Raw genomic sequence first — 20,641 nt, forward strand, 5'->3', positions numbered from 1 at the left:
GATCACGACACAAGACACGACACCAGGAGAACCGAACCATGACCCACGCCCGCCTTCCCAGCCAGCTCACGCTGTGTGCTGCCGCCGTTTTCGCGCTGACCGGCGCCGCCCAGGCGCAGGAGACTGCCGCCCCCGTCACCATGGAGCGCATCCAGGTGACCGGCTCTTCCATCAAGCGGCTGGCCGGCGAGACGGCGCTGCCGGTCTCGGTCAACAAGGCTGAGGAACTGGAGGCGCGCGGCCACACCGAGCTCAAGGATCTGCTGCTGGAGCTGCCGCAGTCGCAGTCCATGGGTTTCAACTCCGGTGCGGCCGGTCCGGTGCTGAACCTGCGCGGGCTGGGCCCGATGCGCACGCTGACGCTGCTCAACGGCCGCCGCCTGGCCAACGAGCCGCTGCAGGACCAGTACGTCTCGGCCAACGTCATCCCGCGCATGGCCATGGACCGCGCCGAGACACTGCGTGACGGCGCCTCGTCCATCTATGGCTCCGACGCCATCGGCGGCGTGCAGAACTTCGTCATGAAGGACACGTTCAAGGGCGCCAAGCTGAAGCTGGACTTCAACGCGCCCGAGCGCTCCAGCCCCGGCCAGACCAAGGCGGTGGCTGCAATCGCCGGTTTCGGCGACTTGGCCGCCGACGGCTGGAACATCTACGGATCGCTGGACCACCAGAGCAAGTCGGCCCTGTTCAAGGGCGACCGTCCGGAGCTGTACGACGGCTCGGCGTTGACGCAACTCGGCTTCTCGGTAGCGCCCAGCAACAAGAACCAGAGCCCCATCGCCAACTATGGCTTCTCGGCGTCGTCTGCCTCGGGCAACCGCAACAACAACAACTACAACTCCAGCTTCGCCACGGGCTGCGTGGCGCCTTACTCGCTGCCCACGCTGGGCGCCGGCAGCGTCGCCACGCCGGTCAGCTACAGCAATGCCGGCTGCTACCGCGACCCCAACTTCTTCGATGCCGTGTCCGACGGCAGCAAGATCACCAACCTGTTCGCCAAGGGCAGCATGAACGTGGCCGGCGGCCACCGCGTCAGCCTGGAGCTGCTGCACTCGGCCTTCACGGTCGAAAAGTATCGCGGCATGCAGCTGCCCAGCTCCAACGAGCCGGCCACCACCTACACCATCCCGTCGACCAGCAAGTTCTATCCGGGCAAGGGCATCACGCCGCTGGTCAACGTGGTGGGTGTCAACGACGGCACCAACTCGCCGGCCATGTTCATCGACTCGACCAAGACGCCCGGCACCGTCTCGGCGCTGAACATGAACAACCGGCTGGTCTATTTCCAGTGGGGCCCGGGCGAGCTGGGCGCGGCCTACCGCAACGACGAGCAGATCAACGACCGCCTGGTGCTGAGCGCCGAGGGCTCGGTGTGGAACTGGGACTACCGCGTGGGCCTGAACTACGGCCACTCGCAGCGCAACACCGCCACCGGCGGCGGTTACCTGCTGTACAGCAAGGCACAGGAAGGCTTCACCAACGGCACGCTGAACCCCTTCGGCCCGCAGGACGCCGCCGGCCTTGAGTACCTCAAGAGCATCGAGCTGCGTGACTACGTCTACCGCAAGAACGAGGCCTACAACAAGGCCATCGACGCGACGCTGACGCGCGAGCTGATGCAGCTCAAGGGCGGTCCGCTGGTGCTGGCCGTGACCGGCGAGCTGCGCCGTGACGAGGCCAAGGTGCATGCCGCGCCGCTGGACTACGTCGCCAAGCTGGCCAACGGCAACTACAACATCAGCAGCGCCGGCGTCGTGCTGAAGGACGACATCGTCGGCGAGAACCCGACCGGCGTGGCAGCCAAGCTGCACCGCGACATCAAGTCCGTCGTCGCCGAAATCGACGCGCCGCTGACCAAGCAGTGGAGCGTCAACGGCGCCGTGCGCTCCGACACCTACAGCGACCTCAAGACCACCACGGTCAACCCCAAGCTGTCGGTGCGCTACCAGCCCATGACCGAGCTGATGCTGCGTGCCTCGGCGAACACGGGCTTCCGCGCCCCCTCCATCATGGACATCCAGAACCCGACGCCCGAGGTGCGCCAGGTGCAGATGGATGACCCCGTGCTGTGCCCCAGCGCCACGCCGCTGACCACCAACACCGGCACGGCCGTGCCGGGCGCTGACGCGTCCAAGGTTTGCAACGTCATCACCGACTACTGGACCAAGTCGCCCGACAACAGCCACCTCAAGCCCGAGAAGTCCGAGGGCTGGTCCATCGGTGGCGCGTTCGAGCCGATGCGTGGCCTGCTGGTGACGGTGGACTACTGGAGCCTCAAGGTCAAGGATGTGCTGGGCGCTCTGACGCTGGCCGAGGTGCAGCAGCAGCCTGCCAAGTACAGCGCCAACATCCTGCGCAAGGCCGATGGCACCATCAACTACATCCTGACCAGCCAGGCCAACCGCGGCGACATGAACATGCGCGGCCTGGATGTCGCCGCCACCTACCAGCTGCGCACCAAGGACTTGGGTACCTTCAACTTCAAGCTCGACGGCAGCTACTACGACAAGTACTCGTTCTCGGTGGAGAAGGGCGGCGCGATGCTGGACAACGTCGGCATCCTCACCGGTGACGCCCGCTACGTGGGCCCCAACGCCGGCCTGGCCACCGCGCAGCAGATCGTCTACCGCTGGAAGCACACGGCTGCCGTGGCCTGGCGCCTGGGCAACTGGTCCACGCAGGTCTCGCAGCGCTACAACAGCGGCCTGACCGACTTGACCCCGCGCGGCACGTCCACCTACACCGACGTGAAGGCCTACAAGCAGTACAACCTCAGCGCCAGCTACGGCGGCATCAAGAACCTGAAGCTGAGCGTGGGCGTCAACAACCTGACCAACGTCTACCCGGTGCTGACGGCCAACACCCGCTTCGACGGCTACCTGCTGAGCAACGCCGACGTGATGGGCCGCGCCTACCGCGTCACGGCCGAGTACACGTTCTTCTGAGGATCGCGATGACGTTCAAGATGCTGGCCCTGGCCGGGCTCGTGCTGGCGCTGTCGGCCCCGATGGCACCGCCCGTTCACGCGGCCGGCATTGCCCACAAGGGCTGGACGCAGACCGAGGGCGGCCGGGGCGGCCGCCTCATCAAGGTGACGACGCTGGCCGCCGACGGCCCGGGCAGCCTGAAGGCCGCCATCGAGGCCAGCGGGCCGCGCATCGTCGTGTTCGAGGTGGGCGGCGTGATCGACATGGGCGGCCAGCCCCTGAAGATCACGCAGCCCTACCTGACGCTGGCCGGCCAGACGGCGCCCGACCCGGGCATCCACATCATCAAGGCCGAGACGACCGTCGCGACGCATGATGTGGTCATCCAGCACCTGAGCTTCCGCCCGGGCGAGTTCGGCCGCCCCAAGAAGGGTGGCGGCGACCAGGACGGCATCTCCGCGCTGGGCGGCGCACGCGACGTCATCGTCGACCACTGCAGCTTCTCCTGGGCCACGGACGAGAACCTCTCCGCCAGCGGCCCGCGCTTCGAGGGCGCGACGCCCGAGGACTGGCGCCGTGCGACCTCACACCGCATCACCTACAGCCACAACCTGCTGTACGAGGGCCTGGGCCACTCGGTGCACGAGAAGGGCGAGCACAGCAAGGGCAGCCTCATCCACGACAACACCAGCGGCGTGCTGCTGTACGGCAACGTCTACGCGTCCAACCGCCAGCGCAACGCGCTGTTCAAGGGCGGTGCGCAGGGCGCGATGGTGAACAACCTCATCTTCAACCCCGGCGACCGTGCGGTGCACTACAACCTGCTGGCCCACGAATGGACCGGCCAGCCCTGGCAGACCGGCCGGCTGACGCTGGTGGGCAACACGCTGCGCCATGGCCCCAGCACCGTGCCCGGCACGGCCTTCTTCACGATGCTGGGCCAGGGCGACCTGGCGCTGCACATGACCGACAACCTCGCGCACGATACCCAGGGCCGGCCCGTGCCGCTGCTGGGCAACAACGCGCAGACGACGGGCAAGCTCATCGTGCTGCCGCAGCCCGAGCTGCCGGCCGGCCTGGCCATCCTCCCAGCGGCCGACCTGGCGCGCGAGCTGCCGCCCCAGGTCGGCGCACGCCCCTGGGCCCGCGACCCGCTGGACGCCAAGCTGCTGGCCGACCTGGCCCAGGGCCGCGGCAAGCTGATCGACTCGGAAGTGGAGAACGCGCTGGGCTACCCGCGCCACGCACCGACCCGACGTGCGTTCAGGCCCGACGACTGGAACCTCGACGACATGAGCCCCAAGGCCGGCTGGCCTGGCCTCACCAAACCCTGACTCCACGATGAAGCTCCTGTTCCCCTCCCTGCTGGCGCTGCTGATCAGTGCCGCCTCGGCCCAGCCCGTGCCCGCCGCCTCGGCACCCAAGGCGGCTGAAACCACCGCCAACGTCGCCACCGGCCCGCGCGTCATCCTCGTCGGTGACTCGACGATGGCGCCGCGCAGTGGCTACGGCAACGCGCTGTGCGCGCGGCTGCAGCAGGTGGCCTGCATCAACCTGGCGCGTGGCGGGCGTTCCAGCATGAGCTTCCGCGCCGAAGGGCTGTGGGACACCGTGATGGCCCTGCTGAACGAAGGCAAGGCCGCCGGCTCGGGCCGCCAGAAGACGCTGGTGCTGATCCAGTTTGGCCACAACGACCAGCCTGGCAAGCCTGGCCGCTCGACCGACCTCGCCACCGAGTTCGGTCCCAACATGGCCGGCTACGTGAAGGACGTGCGCGCCGCCGGCGGCGATGTGGTGCTGCTGACGCCGCTGACTCGCCGCACCTTCAAGGCCGGCGAGCTGCCCAACGATCTGCGCCCCTGGGCCGACGCCATCCAGCGGGTGGGCGCGGAGCAGGGCGTGCCGGTGCTTGACTTGAACGCCATCAGCCACGCCGCCGTGGCCGCCATGGGCCAGGCCGCCGCGGACACGCTGGCCGAGGCGCCGCCGCGCTTTGATCGCACCCACCTCGGCCCCAAGGGCGCGGCACTGTTCTCTGGCCAGGTGCTCGACGGCCTGCTCCCGCTGCGGCCCGAGCTGGCTGCCGCCCGCACGCTGCAGCCCTGAGGCGCCGGCACGCCCTGCCATCGTTTGCGGTGTCCCAGGCCGCCAGCCGAGCTCAAGCTGGTGTCAGCTTGGCGCTGGGATAGTCGGGATAGGATGGCGCATGCACTCGGGCGACGGATTGCAAGCGATACCACCTGGCGATGAACCGGAGATCGAGTTCATGCCAGAGTCGGACGCCGGCGAGGTCCGGGCCGTCTCGCCATGGACCGTGCTGGTCGTTGACGACGACCCCGAGGTCCATGAAAGCACCACATTCGCACTGCGCGACGTCGAGATCCTCGGCCGTCCGCTGCGGCTGCTGCATGCGTACTCGGCGGCGGAGTCGCTGGCCGTGCTGCAGCGCGAATCCCAGGTCGCGGTCATCCTGCTGGACGTGGTCATGGAGACCGTGTCCGCCGGGCTGGATGTCATCGAGGAGATCCGAGGCCGGCTGGGCCTGCAGGACACCCGCATCATCCTGCGCACCGGCCAGCCCGGCTTCGCGCCCGACGAGCGCACGGTCGCGGCCTACGACATCAACGACTACCGCACCAAGAGCGAGCTGACGCGGGCCAAGCTTTTCGTCGCGCTGTTCACCGCCATCCGCGCCTACGACCAACTGCACCAGGGCCTGACGCAGCGCCACTTCCTGCAGGGCACGCTGGACCTGACGAGCCGGCTTTCCAGCCTGCCCGACCTGGCGCATTTCGCGCGCGGCCTGGTGGCCGGGCTGGAGCAGCCGCTGGGCGTGCCGGTGCAGGCCCATGTCTTCGAGGTGCCGCCCGGCGCGTTGCCGGCCGACCTGCGGCTGCTGGCCGGCCCGCCAGAGGCCGCCGCAGCTGCCACGCTGGCAGGGCTGAGCGACGCCTGGTGCGCGGCCCGCGCGTGGCAGTGCGCGGCCAGCCGTGGCATCTGCATGGAAACCAACTCGCTGGCCGCCTGGATAGGCCTGCCGGGTGAGCGCGGGCTGGTGGTGGTGGCGCGGGCGCAGAAGCCGGTGGCCAACGTGTCGCTGCAGCTGATGGAGGTGCTGTGCCGCAACCTCGACCTCAGCGCATCCACCGTCGTGCTCAGCGAGCACCTGCGGCTGCTGGCCTATTTCGACCCGCTGCTGGGCCTGCCCAACCGCACGGCGCTGCTGGAGGAACTGGCGCGGCGCCTGCCCGAGCGTCCGGCCGTGCTGGCGCTGCTGGACATCGATGGCTTCGCCGGCATCAACGACATGTTCGGCGACGACTGCGGCGACCAGCTGCTGCAGGCCTTCGCGGCGCGCGTGCGCGCGCTGGTCGGCGACGAGGCCTTCCTGGCCCGCACCGGCTCCGACCAGTTGGCCCTGCTGACCGACGGCCTGCCGGCGGGCGGGCCGGACCTGTGCGAGTTGTGCCGCGAGCCCTTCCAGGTCGGGCAGGAGCCGGTGCGCATCACGGCCGGCATCGGCCTGGTGCAGTTGTTCGGGGGCACGATGCTGCCGGCCCAGGCGCTGCAGCAGGCGTCGCTGGCGCTCAAGCGCGCCAAGGACCAGGGGCGGGGCGGTACGGCCTGGTTCGATGCCGACTACGAGGCCAACGCCCGTGCCCGCATGCAGCTGCTGCAGGCCTTCGCCGACGCGCCCACGCGCGAGCAGCTGTCGCTGGCCTTCCAGCCGCAGTGGGACATCGCCAGCGGCCGCATCTGCGGCGTGGAGGCGCTGCTGCGCTGGCGCGATGCCAGCGGCACCATGGTGCCGCCGGACCGCTTCATCCCGGTCATCGAAAGCGCCGGCCTCATCGTCGAGACCGGCGAGTGGGTGCTGCGCACGGCCCTGCAGGCGCTGCTGACGCTGCGCGAGGCGGGCTGGGCCGACCTGCGCATGGGCGTCAACGTGTCGGTGCTGCAGCTGCAGGCGGGCGACTTCGTCGGCACCGTGCGCCAGGCGCTGGCCGACAGCGGCCTGCCGGCGCAGGTGCTGGAGCTGGAGATCACGGAGTCGCTGGCCGTCACGGGCGAGGCGCAGCTGCTGGACACGCTGCATGCGCTCAAGGGCCTGGGCGTGTCGCTGGCCATCGACGACTTCGGCACCGGCTATTCGTCGCTGAGCTACCTAGACCGCATGCCGGTGGACCGCGTCAAGATCGATCGCTCCTTCACGCGCGGCCTGCGCGGCGATGGCCGCAGCAACCGCATCGCCGAGCTGATGGTCTCCATCGGCCACCACCTGGACATGCGCGTGCTGGCCGAAGGCATCGAAACCCCCGAACAGGCTCAGGCCCTGGCGGCGCTGGGCTGCGACGAGGGTCAGGGCTACCTGAGGGCCCGGCCCATGCCGCTGGTGGAGCTGCAGGCCTGGTTGCGGGCCCAGGCCGGCGGACCGGCCGCATGAGGCGCCGCGAGGCCGTGCTGGCGGCGCTGCCGTGGCTGGCGGCCTGCAGCCCGTCGACGCCGTGGCGGCTGGGTTTGCTGGCCGGCATCACCGGCCGTACGGCCGACCTGGGCGCGGCCGCCCACCACGGCGCGCGGCTGGCCGTGGACGACATCAACGCGGCCGGCGGCGTGGCCGGGCGGCCGCTGGCGCTGCATGTGGCCGACGACGCGCAGAACGCCGACACCGCCCGGCAGGCCGTGCGGCGGCTGGCGGGCGAGGGCGTGATCGCGGTGGTGGGCCCCGTCACCAGCGGCATGGCCGAGGCCATCCTGCCCGACATCAATGCGGCAGCGCTGGTCACCGTCAGCCCGTCGGCGACGACGACGCTGCTCAGCGGCCAGGACGACTTCTTCCTGCGCGCCTGCCCGAGCATCGGCGACTTCGTGGCGGTGCAGGTGCGGGACGACCACCGCCGTGGCGCACGGCGCGTGGCCATCGTGCTGGACCTGAGCAACCAGGCCTATTCCTCCGACTGGGCGCGCCGCTATGCGGAGGTGGCCGGCCGGCTGGGCATGGCGGTGGTGGTGCAGGCCACCATGCGTTCCGGCGATGACGCCAGCTACCTGCAGGCGACGGCGGCCGTGCTGGCGGCGCGGCCCGACCATGTGCTGCTGATCTGCAGCGCCGTGGACACGGCGCGCCTCGTCCAGTCGCTGCGCAACGGCGGGCTGGGTGCGGCGCGCTGGAGCACCTCCAGCTGGGGCGGCACCGAGTCCCTGATCCAGCTCGGTGGCGCCACCGTGGAGGGGGTGCGCACGCCGCAGTATTTCGACCGCGACGACCGTTCCCCCGCCTACCTGGCCTTTGCGTCGCGGTATCGCGAGCGCTTTGCCGAGCCGCCCGGCTTCGCCTCGGTGAGTGCCTACGACGCCGTGCAGGCCCTTGCCCACGGGCTGGCCCGCGCCGGCACCGGGGCGGCCGCGTTGAAGCGCGCGCTGCTGGAGGGCGGCCCCTACATCGGCCTGCAGGAGTCCTGGCGCTTCGACGCCTTCGGGGACTCCCGGCGCAAGCTGCGTGTTGCCGAAGTGATCCATGGCCGGTTTCAAGTCGTGGGCTGAGGCGCTGGCCGCGCGCGGCCTGGGCGTGCGGGCGTGGCTGGCGGGCACGCTGGTGCTCACCGTCACGGTCATCTTCGTGCTGGTGGGCGGCGCCATCCTCGCGTACCGCCTGCCGCAGATCGAGCGCAACACGCGCGCCGAGCTGCAGACCCGGGCGCAGGCCGCGTCGCTGCAGCTGGGGCAGTTCCTGACGGCTGTCGAGCTCGCGCCGCGCCACCTTGTGGGGGCCGCTGCTACCGCGGGCGCTGCGGAGCTGCCGGCGCTGGCCAACCGGTTCGCCCGCGAGGGGGACCTGTTCGACGCCGTCTACCTGCTGGCCGCCAACGACCGCGTGGAGGCACTGGGCCTGCCGTCGGGCAACCAGGCGCTGGCCGCGTCGCTGGTGGGCCTGGACCTGGGCCGCAGCGCCTTCGTGCGCGCGCTGCGGGCTCGCGTCGGCGACGACGCCGCCGCGCCGGCGGTGGTGTGGACGGACGAGTACCTCTCGGTGCTCAGCGGTACCCGGGCCGTGGCCATGGGCCTGCGCTTCGGCGACCGCATCGCCATCTTCGAGCTGTCGCCGCAGCGTCTGCTGCGCATCCTGCTGGGCGACGGCGCGGAGGCCGGCCTCGGGCTGGTGGTGGTTGATGGCACGGGGCATTTCCTGGGCGCCAGCCAGCGCGACGGCTTCGGCTGGGCCTTCGACGACTTCCGCACATCGCCGGTGTTCAAGGCCGTGCTGCAGGGCCGGCCGCTGCCGGCCTCCATCGCCGCCGAGGATGGCCGGCGCCTGCTGGTGGGCGCGGTGCAGGTGCCCCGGCTGGGCTGGGTCATCGAGACCATCGCGGACGGCGGCATGGCCCATGAGTCCTACCGCGCCACGGTGTGGATGGTGTTCGCCGGTTTCTGCGTGGCGCTGGCCGTGGCCCTGCTCGTGGCGCCGTTCTCGGCGGCGCGCATGGCGCAGCCGCTGGCCGAGGCGGCAGCCACGGCGCACGAGTTGGCGCTGGGCAACTTCGGCGTGCGCCGCCCGCGCCGGCGCCAGGTGCGCGAGATCAGTGCGCTGCTGACCGACCTGGACCGCATGGCGCTCAGCCTGGAGCAGCGCCAGGTGCAGCTGCAGCACACGGCCGATCGGCTGAACGCCGTCATCGAGCTGGTGCCCTCGGTGGCCATCCAGTGGTACTCGGTGGACGGGCGTGTCGTCTACTGGAACGCGGCGTCCGAGGCCATCTACGGCTTCAGCCGCGACGAGGCCATGGGTGCCTGCGTGCTGGAGCGCTCTCTGATGTTTGCGGACAGCGGGCAGGCGGGTGTGTTCCTGGATGTGCTGGCCGAGGTGGACCGCACGGGCCGGTCCTTTGGCCCGGCGGACTTCTCGCTGCGCCACAAGAGCGGCCGCGAAGTGGTGGCCAACTGCGTGGTGTTCGCCATCCCGGCCGACGACGGCGGCAAGATCTTCGCGTGCATCGACATCGACGTGACCGAGCGGCTGGCGGCCGAGACGGCGCTGCGCGAAAGCGAGCGCAAGCTGGAGGCCATCTTCGAGTCGTCGCCGGCGGCGCTGTCGGTGTCGGACATGGACCGCAACTACGCGCTGCTCGCCGTCAACCGGGCCTGGGAGGCGGCGATGCGGCGCGACCGGGCACAGGCACTGGGAAAGAACGGGCCGGAGGTCGGGCTGTGGAAGGACCTGCAGGTGCGGGAGCGCTTCGTCGAGCAGCTGTGCAGCCCGGCGCGCCGCGCGGACATGGAGGTGGAGCTGCTGGACGGCGATGGCCGCACGCGGTTGATGCACATGGTGGCCCAGGTGCTGGAGATCGGCGGCCAGCGGCTGGCGCTGATGTCGGCCGAGGACATCACCGAGGCGCGCCGCGCGGCTGACGAGATCCGGCTGCTGAACGCCGAGTTGGATGCCCGCGTGGCCAAGCGCACGGCCGAGCTGGGCCGGGTGAACGACGAGCTGGAGCGCCGCCTCGCCGAGCTGCAGCTGACGCAGCAGCAGCTGGTGCAGGCGGAGAAGCTGTCGGCGCTGGGCCGTCTGGTGGCGGGCGTGGCGCACGAGCTGAACACGCCCATCGGCAACGGCCTGATGGCGGTGTCCACGCTGCAGGACCAGGTGGTGCGCCTGCGCGCCGACATGGCCAACGGGCTGCGGCGCTCCACGCTGGAGGAGTTCCTGACCCAGGTGGCGCAGGGCTCGGCCATCGGCATCCGCAACCTGGGCCGCGCGGCCGAGCTGATCACCAGCTTCAAGCAGGTGGCCGTGGACCAGACCACCTCGCAACGCCGCACCTTCATGGTCCGCGAGCTGGTGGACGAGATTGTGCTGACGCTGACACCCTCGCTGCGCCGCATGCCCTACCGCATCGAGGTCGAGCTGGGCGATGCCGAGGCCTGGATGGAGAGCTACCCCGGCCCGCTCGGCCAGGTCTTGACCAACCTGATCAATAACGCGCTGCTGCATGCCTTCGAGGGCCGAGAGCAGGGCAGCATCCGTGTGGGCTGCGAGCGACTGGGGCCGGAGCAGCTGCGCCTGTGGGTGCAGGACGATGGCGTTGGCATCGAGCCCGACGCGTTGGGCCGCATCTTCGACCCCTTCTTCACCACGCGCATGGGCCGCGGCGGCACCGGCCTGGGCCTGCACATCGTGCACGGCCTGGTGGTGGGGTCGCTGGGCGGGCAGATCGACGTGGACAGCGAGCCCGGCCGCGGCACCCGCTTCACGCTGACGCTGCCGGTCATGGCACCGCTGCCGGCGCCGCCCAGCACCCGGCCTCAGCCGCTCTGAGCGCCGGCCGCGCGCAGCCAGCGGGCGCTGAGCTGCTGCAGCTCGGGCGCGAAGCGGTGGCCGCCCGGGCTGGCCTGAGTGGCCAGCGCCGCGCTGCCGCGCCAGGCGCGCGACAGGCCGGCCCACGCGGCCTGAGTGGCATCCCACGGGAACAGCCGGTCCTCGGCCGAGCCGAACAGCAGCAGCGGGCGTGGCGCGATGAGCGCGGCCACGTCCGGATGGTCCAGCTCGGCGGCCAGGCCCGGGTGGGCCATGCTGAAGGACGACTGCCCCACCAGCGTGTGCTCGCCCGGACGCAGCAGCCCCTCGCGGGTGCACATCCAGTGCGCAGCGACGCAGGCCGAGACCTCGTCGCAGACGGCGGCCAGCTGCCAGGCGCGGAACGCGCCCATGGAGAAGCCCAGCACGGCCACGCGCCGTGCATCCACCTCGGGCTGCTCGCGCAGCCAGCGGTGGGCGCGCAGGTCGTCGCTGGCGATGATGCCGGCCCAGTGCCGGCCTAGCTGCAGCAGATGGTTGGCCAGCGCCTGCTGGTCGTCGCGAGCGAAGCCCGGGCGGCTGCGCTCGCCCCAGCCCAGCGCGTCGATGGCCAGCACGGCGAAGCCGGCCTGCACCAGCGTGTCGCCGATGAACTGGCCGCCGAAGTAGCGCTCGGCCCACTGCGCGCCCGCGCGGCTGTCGCCGAGAGGGCGGATCAGCTTTTCCTTGCCGATGTCGAAACGTGCGCCGTGGTCGTGCAGCAGCAGCACGGCCGGGTGCGGGCCGGGGCCGGCCGGGCGCAAGTACAGCGCCGGTACGCGGTCGCCCAGCGCGCCGCTTAGCGTCAGCTGGCGGGCGGTGTGGCCGTCGCGGGCCTGCTCTGCCAGCACCTCGGTGGCGAAGCCGCTGCCGTCGTCACCGGGCAGCAGCATGAGACGGCTTGCCGTGGCCAGCGCCGGCGCCCGCCAGCCCGACTCGGGCCTCCAGGCCTGGCGCGGCTGCCAGCGACGCTGCAGCGCGGCGAGCGTGTCGTCCAGGCCGTCGGCCAGCGCCAGCGCCGGCGTCAGGCCGGCTGCCAGCAGCGCGCGACGTCTCAGCCCGCCACCCATGCCGGCAGCGCCAGCGACAGCGCCGGGATGTAGGTGGCCGCCAGCAGCGTGACCAGCAGCGCGCCGTAGAACGGGGCGATGGAGCGCATCACCTCGCCTACGCTGACGCCGCCGATCGCGCAGCCGACGAACTGCGTGCTGCCCACGGGCGGCGTGTTCAGGCCCAGCGCGCAGTTCAGCAGCATGACGACGCCGAACTGCGTCGGGTCCATACCGGCCTTCATGCAGATGGGCAGGAAGATGGGCGTGCAGATCAGGATGGTGGCCGCCATGTCCAGGAAGGTGCCCAGCAGGAACAGCAGCACGTTGACCCACAGGAAGATCAGCCAGGCCTGGTTGCCGCTCATCTGCTCCAGCCACTCGCCAGTTTTCAGCGGCACCTCGTACAGCGCCAGGAAGTAGCCGAACGCGGCCGAGATGCCGATCAGCAGCAGCACCACGCCGGTGGTCTTGCAGGCCTTGGCGCAGGCGGCCAGGAAGCCCTGCCAGCTGAGCGTGCGGTAGACCAGGCCGGTGACGATCAGCGCCCAGCAGACGGCCGTGGCGGCGGACTCGGTGGCGGTGAACACGCCGCTCAAGATGCCGCCCAGGATGATGACGATGACCATCAGCCCCGGTAGCGCCGCGACGAAGGCCGAGAACACCAGCCCCCAGCCAGGGAAGGCGCCATGCGTCGGGTAGCCGCGCTTGACGGCCACGGTGTAGGCGGCCACGAGGTTGGCGATGGTGAGCAGCAGCGCCGGCAGCAGCGCGGCCAGGATGAGGTTGAACACGCTCACCGCTGCGATGCCGGCCGTGGCCAGCACGTAGATGATGAGGTTGTGCGAGGTCGGCATCAGCGCGCCGACCAGGGCCGAGTGCGTGGTCACGTTGACAGCGTAGTCGGCGCCGTAGCCCTCGCGCTTCATCAGCGGAATCATCACCGAGCCCATCGCCGACACGTCGGCCAGCGGCGAGCCGGCGACGCCGCCGAAGAGCGTGCAGCCCACCACATTGCTCATCCCCAGGCCGCCGCGCACATGGCCCACCAGCCGGTTGGCGAAGGTGACGATGCGTTCGGCGATGCCGCCATGCAGCATCAGCTCGCCCGCGAAGATGAAGAACGGGATCGCGAGAAAAGAGAAGATCTGCATGCCGCCCACCATCTTCTGGAAGACGATGGCCATGGGCAGATCGGCGGCCAGCACCGTGGCGACGGAGGCCAGCCCGATGGAGAAGGCGACGGGCACGCCCAAGAGCAGCAGCAGCACGAAGCTGCCGCACATGACCCAGAGTTCCATACCTTCCACGTCAGACCCCCGCCTCTTTCACTTCTTCGTTGCGCCACAGCGCGATCAGGTGTTCGATGCAGAACAGCACGATGAGCCCGCCGGCAATGACCAGCGGCAGGTAGTCCAGCCCCTCGGGCACGCCTAGCAGCGGCTTGGGCTCGGCCCATTTCAGCGTCAGCCACTCCCAACCGGCCATGGCCATGAGCACGGCGAAGGTGATGACGCACAGGTGGATCAGTGCCTCGGCTACGCGCTGCGCACCGCGGGGCAGCAGCGCCACCAGTGACTCCATGCCCAGGTGGCCCGCATCGCGCACGCCTACCGCCACGGCGAGCGAGGTGATGTAGAGCACCAGCAGCAGCGCCACCGGCTCGGTCCACGTGGGTGAATCGTTCATCACGTAGCGGCCCAGCACCTGCCACTGGACGCAGGCCACCAGCAGCACCAGGCCCAGCACGGCCGCGCGCAGCGACCAGCGCGACAGCGCCGCGCAGAGCGTCGTGTACGCAGTCATCACTTGATGTCTTGAATCGCCTTGACGAGCTTCTGCAGGTCGGGCGTGTTGACGAACTTGGCGATGACGGGCTGCACGGCTTGGCGCAGCGGCTCGCGCTCGGCGTCGACGATCTGCGCGCCGCCGGCCTTCACGGCGGCCAGGGCCTTGGCTTCCTGGGCATCCCACTTCTCGCGCTGCACCTGCACCGAGGCCTTGGCGGCTGCCCGCAGCTGCGCCTGCTGCTCGGGCTTGAGCTTGTCCCACACGCGCTTGCTGATGAACAGCGCGTCGGGCGTCATGGAGTGCTCGGTGCGGCTGTAGAACTTGGCCGCCTCGAAGTGGCGGAAGCCCTCGTAGCTGGGGATGTTGTTCTCTGCCGCGTCGATGAGGTTGGTCTTGAGGCCGGTGTAGACCTCGCCGATGGGCATGGGCGACGGGTTGGCGCCCAGGGCCTGCATGGCGGCCACCCACAGGTCGGTCTGCTGCACGCGGATCTTCAGGCCCTTCATGTCGGCCAGCGTCTTGATGGGCTTGCGCGCGTAGACCGAGCGGGCGCCCGAGTCGTACAGCGCCAGGCCCACCAGGCCCTGGTGCTCGCAGGCCTTGAGGATCTCCTCGCCAGGAGCGCCGTCGTAGGCCTTGCGCATGTGGGCCGTGTCGCGGAACAGGAAGGGCAGTGCCGGCACCAGTGTCTTGGGACACATGGCCGACAGCGGGCCCAGGTTCACGCGCGTCATCGCCAGCGCGCCGAGCTTGACCTGGTCGATGGTCTCCTTCTCGCTGCCGAGCGCGCCCTTGTTGAAGACCTTCACGGTCAGCGAGCCGCCGCTGCTCTTGGTCAGCACCTGGCCCAGGTGCTTGACGGCGGCCACGGTGGGGTAGTCGTCGCTGTTGTGCACGTCGGCGGATTTCAGTTCCAGCGCGCTGGCACTGGAAGCGAGCAGCGCCGCCGACAGCAGGGTGAGGGTCTTGTTCATGGTTGTCTCCTTAGCCGAGTGCGCGGTAGCGCAGATTCGAAAAGCGGGCGGTGCCCTGGCCGGCGGCATAGATCGCCGGGCGCAGGCTGGCGAAGCCGCCTGCCACGTTGTGGTGATAGCCGCTCACGTCCATCTGCACCGGGAACTTGGCCCAGGGCTGGCTCGCATCGAGGCGGCTGTAGAGGGTGAGCACATGGCGCACGCACTTCAGTTTCAGCTGCAGGTGGCGCTCGATGCCGGCGGGCCGGGCGGCGGCGCGCAGGTCCTGGCCGTAGCGCAGCAGTCGGAAGCCCTTGGCGTGGGCGCCCATGCCGGCATACAGGCGCGGGCCGTAAAACATCATCAGGCCAATCTGCACGCCCTCGTCGAAGTCGACGTCGACTTCTAGCTCGAAGGCCGGGTCACCCTGGATGAAGCCCAGCGGCGGGCTGTCGCCGGGGTCCTTGCCGGTGGCGCGCAGGTGCAACCGGCCGTCGGCCACGCGCACGCGCGCCATCTGGCCTGCGCCGCCACTGAGGAACTGCCAATGCGTCTTGAGCGCGTTGCCGGCGAAGTCGTCCGACAGCGGCATGCCGTGGGGCACGGCGCGGCCGCCACGCGGCTTGGCCAGCGGCTGGCCGTCGTCCGCGTCGACATGGAACCAACCGTCGGCGCTGAAGCGCGCGGGCGCCAGCAGCGTCTGCCGGCCCAGTGTGTGGAAACTGTTCTCGTAGCCGTGATATAGCATCCACCAGTCGCCCTGCGGGCCCTGGACGAGGCTGCCGTGACCGCGCGACCACCAGCGCTCGCGCGACGAACGCGTGCGCATCAGCGGGTTGTGAGGCGCCTGCTCCCAGGGGCCGTCCAGGCTGCGGCTGCGCGCGGCGATGACCATGTGCCCGGTGGGCGGCCCGGCCGTGCCGCCGACAGCCAGCACCATGTGCCACCAGCCGCCGTGGAACAGCATCTTGGGGCCCTCGGGCGAGAAGGCCTCGACGTCCCAGTCCTCCGGGTAGCGCCAGGGGTCGTAGACATGCTCGACGGCGCCCACCACGCGCAGGCCGTCGGCGCTGAGCTTGACGCGGTCTCCGCCGCTCAGGAACAGCCAGCGCTGGCCGTCCTCGCCCACCACATGTGTGGGATCGATGTGCTTGTGCAGGCCCAGCGGCTGCGGCCTGGACCACGGACCCTCGATGCGGTCCGCCCAGGTGACGAGGATGTCGTTGGGTTGCGCCTTGACGGGCAGGTAGAGGTAGTAGCGGCCGCCGTGCTTGCACAGGTCGGGGGCCCACACGCTGCCCACTGGCTCCAGCAGCGCATTCGCGAGGGGGCGCCAGTTGACGAGGTCGCGCGAGTGCCAGATCAGAAGCCCGGGCAGGGCCTCGAAGCTTGAGTGGGTGAGGTAGTAGTCGTCGCCATCCTTCAGCACCGACGGGTCGGGTCGGTCGCCGGCCAGCACCGGGTTCAGGTAGCGGCCATCTCGCATGTCGGCCTTGCGCTGGCCTTCGAGGCCTTGCGGCCAGGGCTGGCAGGGCGGCAGGTAGGGCAGGCCCGGCGTGTCGCTGCAATCGGCAGCGGCCAGGGCGGGCGTGGCGGCCGGCAGGGCCAGCAGCGCCAGCAGGTCACGGCGCTGCAGTGTCATCGCGCCCCCGGCTTGAACAGCGAGGCCCAGCCGGCTTTGGGCGACATGTCGGCGAGCTGCCAGTCGGCCTCGACGAAGGCGCGCTGCGTGGCGCGGCGCTTGGGCAGGCCGTCGGTGTTGTTCTGGGTCTCGTCGTCGATCAGCGTGCCGCGGTCCTCTGCGATGTCGGACAGCTGCTTGAAGTCCAGCGGATCGCGCGCCCACGGCCGCGAGCCGACGTACAGCGGCAGCAGCCGCTCCAGCTCGCGGGGCGACACCCAGGTCAGGCCGACGGGCAGATAGGGCTCGCGCACCGGGATGATCTGCGCGCTGGCGGCGGTGTAGCGGCCGGTGAGCGGCAGGGGCTGGCCCTGGCGGTCCAGCGCTAGGTTGTCCTGCTCGTACAGCTGCACGTCGCCCACGCCGCCCAGCGTGAACAGCGGCAGCCGCTCGGCCGTGCCGGGGCCGGCGCGGTAAACGTTGCCCACCAGCGTGAGCTTGCCGGTTTGGTAGGGCTGATCCAGCCACTCGTGTGCGATGAGGTTGTAGTGCACCGCGCGCGAGCCGGGGTTGTAGATCAGGTTGTTGACCATCGCGCCCCAGGCGCCGCCCTTGAACAGCGCGTTGCGCTCGCGGTTGGACGCGTAGATGTTGCCCAGCAGCAGGATGCGGTTGGCGTTGTCGTGGACCAGCGTGCCCTTGCTGTGCTCGCCCTTGCCGTGCACGGACTCGCCCAGGCCCTCGTAGATCAGGTTGTGGCTGTAGGTGATGGCGTGCGAGGTGGTGTCTCGCCAGGCGTCGGGTGTGGCGCCTTTGAAGCGCGGGCCGCCGACGGAGAGGTTCTCGTCGGTCGCCCACGAGAAGCTGCAGTGGTCGACGATGATGCGGCGCGCGCCTTCGGACGTGGTGATGCCGTCGTGGTCGCGGCCGCTGCGCTTGGGCCGGCCATAGGCGCCGGGGCGGATGCTCAGGTGCTGCAGGATGACATCGGCGGCCGCAATGTTCAGCTCGCCGCGCACCAGCGTGATGCCGGGGTCGGGCGCTGTCTGGCCGGCGATGGTGACGCGGCCTTCGCGCAGCGTGTAGCTGGCGCCGCCCATGTCGATGATGCCGCCCACCTCGAACACGACGATGCGCGGGCCCGGCGTGTCCAGCGCGGCCTTCAGGCTGCCCGGGCCGTCGGCGGCCAGCGTGGTCACGCGCAGGATCTTGCCGCCCTGGCCACCGGTGGTCTGCGCCCAGCCGGTGTGCACGAAGCTGGCCGGGTGCAGGGCGGCCGTGGGCTGGGCCTGGGCCTGGCACAGGCCAGTGGACAAGGCCAGCCCCAGCAGCAGCGTCAGCGTCCGGGCGGCGCGCATCAGCCGGCCATCAGGTCTTGCATCACGTCGCGCGGGATCAGCGCGCCCGGATGCTGGATCACCCGCGCGGCCAGCCGGTTGCCGAAGGCGGCAGCCTCTGCCTGCGTGGCGCCGGCCAGGCGGCGGCTCAGGTAGCCGGCGGCGAAGGAGTCGCCGGCCGCCGTGGTGTCGACCACGCGCTGCACGGTCTCGGTCGCAACTTCCTGCCACTGCCCGTCACCGCCCACGATGGCCGGCAGACCGCCGCGCTTGATGGCGATCTCCGGCACTGGCAGAGCCTGGGCGGCGCTGACGGCGGCGGCCAGGTCGGGCAGGCCGTGCAGGGCCTGGTGGTCGTCGGCCGTGATGAGTGCCACGGAGGCCGTCGCGAACGCGCGGCCATACCAGTAGCGCGCATCGGCCACCGAGTCCCACAGCCGCGGGCGGTAGTTGTTGTCGAAGGCCACCAGCTTGCCGGCTGCACGCATGTGCGCCATCAGCGCGAGCACGCGCTCGCGGCCGGCCTGCGGCAGGATGGCCAGGCTGATGCCCGACAGGTACAGCGCGTCCAGCGCATCGGCCTGCTCCTCGAGGGCCGTGGTGGCGGCGTCGAAGAAGGAGCGCGCGGCGGCCTGGCCGCGCCAGTAGTGAAAGCGGCGCTCGCCGCCCTCGTCCAGCTCGATCAGGTAGAGCCCCGGCACGCGGCCCGGCAGCCGCTGCACCAGGCCTGTCATCACGCCCTCGTCCTGCCAGCGCTGCAGCATGCCGGCACTCAGCGAGTCGTCACCCAGCGCCGTGGCGTAGTGCACCCGCAGGTTGGCGCCGCCGCAGCGCGCCAGGTAGACGGCGGTGTTCAGCGTGTCGCCGCCAAAGGTTTGCCGCAGGTTGCCAAAGGCGGGGCCCTGCAGCTCCAGCATGCATTCGCCCAGCGCGGCCAAGGAGACGGGCCGCGTCGAGGTCGAGGGAAAGAGAGTCACGATTCTGAAAATGAAACAGCGGTTCAATAAGATAGCGTAACCGGTTCATTCCCTGTCCTCTGGTTTACCCCGGCGGCGGGTAACGCTCAACGAGACGAGCGGCACGCCCCATCGGCCAGCCAGGCCTGCAGCTGCAGCAGCCAGTCGTCCACAGCCTGGGCGAGCGCGCGTGCGCCGCCTGGGGCATCGGGTGCTGCCGGGCGGGCCAGCTGCCAGCGCTGCTGCAGCGGTGTGCCGCTGCCTTCGGGCCAGAGCGTGGCCTGCACCTGCAGCAGCACCTCGCTGTGCGTCGGGCTGGTGAAGCGCTGCTCGAACTCGTCCAGGTGCACGCTCAGCAGCGCTGCGTGGCGGCCGGCGCAGCCCGGCAGGGGCGCCAGCTGCTGGCGCAGGCGCTGTGCCAGCAGTGCGGGCGGCGGTGCGCGCCAGTGGCTGTCGCGGTAGTGGGCCGGCTGCTGGGCCTGCAGATAGCTCAGCCGGTAGACCATGGCGTCGCTGTTCAGCCAGGGCGGTGCGGTGACGTCCGCGATGCGCCAGGCCAGCGGCCCGCCGCCGGCCGTGGCGGCAGCGGGCGCTGGGCCCAGGTCGAAGGCCACGCGCGGCGGGGCCGATGGTGTGAAGGAGCAGCCGGCGGCGGCCAGCGTGAGGAGCAGGGCCGTCAGCGACGGCCGGGCAGGGCGTCTCATCGGGCCTCCGCGGTCTGGGGCCTGGGGGCGAACCCGGGCTCGCCCGGCCCGGGCAGCGGCGTGCCGCGACCGAACAGCAGGCTCTGTGGCTGATCGCCCAACTGCTGCGCGGTGCGCGCCACGCTGCGGCTGGCCGCGGCGAGGTCGTTCACGAGAGGCTGGTCGCGCACCGGCGTGTCGCCCACCAGCGCCAGCTCCAGGTGGCGGCTGGTGGCCTGCACCTGCCGGGCGGCTGCATCCAGCCGGTCCAGCGTGGCGACGCGGGCCTGCAGGTCCTGCGCGAGTGCGCGGCTGCTGGCGGCTAGCTGCTCGATCTCCTGCAGTGCGGCGCTGGCGCGCGTGGCCGTGGTGTCGGCGTTGCGCAGCAGCCCCGGCAGCTCGCGTGCAGCGGGCTGCAGCGTACTCATCAGCCGGCTGGTGTCGCCCGCGGCCTGGGCCAGTTGCGCCAGCGAGCGGTGCAGCTGGGCCTGGTTGCCGTCGCTGAGCAGCTGGTTGAGCCGCTCCGCCGTCTCGGCAAAGCCGGCAAGCAGCAGCGGGCCGCTCTCGGCCAGGCGGTCCAGCAGCGTGGGCTGCAGCGCGATGCGCGCGCCGGGCGCGGCGCGGCGCAGCGGCGCCTGCGCGTCGGCATCGTCCAGGCTGATGAAGGACAGGCCAGTCACGCCCTGCAGCCCAAGCTGCGCGCGCGTCGTGGCGGACACCGGCGCAGCCGCGTCCACCGCGATGTCGACGAGGATCTGGCGCGGGTCCTGCGGGTCGAAAGCGATGCGCTCCACCCAGCCCACCTCCACGCCGCGCAGCTTGACGGGCGCCTTCAGGTTCAGGCCTGGCACGCCGCTGCGCGACACAACGGTGTAGTGCGTGCGCTCTGTGCGGTCGCCCTGAAACCAGGCGACGCTGGCGGCCAGCGCCAAGCCCAGCAGGAGCAGGAACAGGCCGGCGGCGAGGGCGTGGGCTTTGTTTTCCATGGT

Annotated in this window: 15 protein-coding genes; 6 read left to right on the plus strand and 9 right to left on the minus strand. The window is 70.8% G+C overall.

What is annotated here, in order from left to right:
* Positions 1-38: 38 nt before the first annotated feature.
* The 6 genes from ACG0Z3_RS00460 (at position 39) to ACG0Z3_RS00485 (ending at position 11,244) form a co-directional block, all read left to right on the plus strand.
* Positions 39-2,948 (plus strand): TonB-dependent receptor domain-containing protein, encoded by a 2,910-nt coding sequence (locus ACG0Z3_RS00460; RefSeq protein WP_394394430.1) that lies wholly within the window; start codon positions 39-41, stop codon positions 2,946-2,948.
* An 8-nt stretch (positions 2,949-2,956) separates the two neighbouring features.
* Complete coding sequence (locus tag ACG0Z3_RS00465) at positions 2,957-4,264, plus strand: pectate lyase family protein (RefSeq protein ID WP_394394431.1); 1,308 nt, start codon at positions 2,957-2,959, stop codon at positions 4,262-4,264.
* Between the two features lie 7 nt (positions 4,265-4,271).
* Positions 4,272-5,036, plus strand: coding sequence for a rhamnogalacturonan acetylesterase (locus ACG0Z3_RS00470; protein ID WP_394394433.1), 765 nt, complete (start codon positions 4,272-4,274; stop codon positions 5,034-5,036).
* Between the two features lie 160 nt (positions 5,037-5,196).
* The gene (locus ACG0Z3_RS00475) at positions 5,197-7,374 is read left to right on the plus strand and encodes a putative bifunctional diguanylate cyclase/phosphodiesterase (protein WP_394394434.1); all 2,178 of its coding nucleotides are present in this window, start codon (positions 5,197-5,199) and stop codon (positions 7,372-7,374) included.
* Positions 7,371-8,474 carry an ABC transporter substrate-binding protein gene (locus ACG0Z3_RS00480; RefSeq protein ID WP_394394435.1) on the plus strand — a complete coding sequence of 368 codons (1,104 nt, stop codon included), beginning with the start codon at positions 7,371-7,373 and terminating at the stop codon, positions 8,472-8,474. Before ACG0Z3_RS00475 ends, ACG0Z3_RS00480 begins: the two co-directional genes overlap by 4 nt.
* Positions 8,449-11,244, plus strand: a complete 2,796-nt coding sequence (locus ACG0Z3_RS00485) for a PAS domain-containing sensor histidine kinase (RefSeq protein ID WP_394394436.1) — start codon at positions 8,449-8,451, stop codon at positions 11,242-11,244. The genes ACG0Z3_RS00480 and ACG0Z3_RS00485 overlap by 26 nt, the downstream gene beginning before the upstream one ends.
* Here the strand turns inward: ACG0Z3_RS00485 and ACG0Z3_RS00490 are convergent.
* From ACG0Z3_RS00490 to ACG0Z3_RS00530, 9 genes are all read right to left on the minus strand, one after another.
* Complete coding sequence (locus ACG0Z3_RS00490; protein WP_394394437.1) at positions 11,232-12,332, minus strand: dienelactone hydrolase family protein; 1,101 nt, start codon at positions 12,330-12,332, stop codon at positions 11,232-11,234. The two genes, ACG0Z3_RS00485 and ACG0Z3_RS00490, sit on opposite strands and share 13 nt — an antisense overlap.
* A complete protein-coding gene (locus tag ACG0Z3_RS00495) occupies positions 12,317-13,612 on the minus strand; it encodes a TRAP transporter large permease (RefSeq protein WP_394394438.1) in 1,296 nt (431 codons plus the stop codon). Before ACG0Z3_RS00495 ends, ACG0Z3_RS00490 begins: the two co-directional genes overlap by 16 nt.
* A gap of 10 nt (positions 13,613-13,622) precedes the next feature.
* Positions 13,623-14,117, minus strand: a complete 495-nt coding sequence (locus tag ACG0Z3_RS00500; protein WP_394394439.1) for a TRAP transporter small permease — start codon at positions 14,115-14,117, stop codon at positions 13,623-13,625.
* Entirely contained in the window at positions 14,117-15,076 is a 960-nt protein-coding gene (locus ACG0Z3_RS00505) for a TRAP transporter substrate-binding protein (RefSeq protein WP_394394440.1), read from the minus strand. The genes ACG0Z3_RS00500 and ACG0Z3_RS00505 overlap by 1 nt, the downstream gene beginning before the upstream one ends.
* 10 nt (positions 15,077-15,086) lie before the next feature.
* Complete coding sequence (locus ACG0Z3_RS00510) at positions 15,087-16,697, minus strand: family 43 glycosylhydrolase (protein WP_394394441.1); 1,611 nt, start codon at positions 16,695-16,697, stop codon at positions 15,087-15,089.
* Positions 16,694-18,034 (minus strand): pectate lyase family protein, encoded by a 1,341-nt coding sequence (locus tag ACG0Z3_RS00515; RefSeq protein ID WP_394394443.1) that lies wholly within the window; start codon positions 18,032-18,034, stop codon positions 16,694-16,696. Before ACG0Z3_RS00515 ends, ACG0Z3_RS00510 begins: the two co-directional genes overlap by 4 nt.
* The gene (locus tag ACG0Z3_RS00520) at positions 18,034-18,990 is read right to left on the minus strand and encodes a sugar kinase (protein WP_394394444.1); all 957 of its coding nucleotides are present in this window, start codon (positions 18,988-18,990) and stop codon (positions 18,034-18,036) included. The genes ACG0Z3_RS00515 and ACG0Z3_RS00520 overlap by 1 nt, the downstream gene beginning before the upstream one ends.
* Before the next feature lie 86 nt (positions 18,991-19,076).
* Positions 19,077-19,673 carry an ABC-type transport auxiliary lipoprotein family protein gene (locus ACG0Z3_RS00525; RefSeq protein ID WP_394394445.1) on the minus strand — a complete coding sequence of 199 codons (597 nt, stop codon included), beginning with the start codon at positions 19,671-19,673 and terminating at the stop codon, positions 19,077-19,079.
* Entirely contained in the window at positions 19,670-20,638 is a 969-nt protein-coding gene (locus tag ACG0Z3_RS00530; RefSeq protein ID WP_394394446.1) for an MlaD family protein, read from the minus strand. Before ACG0Z3_RS00530 ends, ACG0Z3_RS00525 begins: the two co-directional genes overlap by 4 nt.
* Positions 20,639-20,641 lie beyond the last annotated feature (3 nt).

This window comes from Pelomonas margarita (assembly GCF_043555875.1).
GTDB lineage: Bacteria > Pseudomonadota > Gammaproteobacteria > Burkholderiales > Burkholderiaceae_C > Pelomonas > Pelomonas margarita.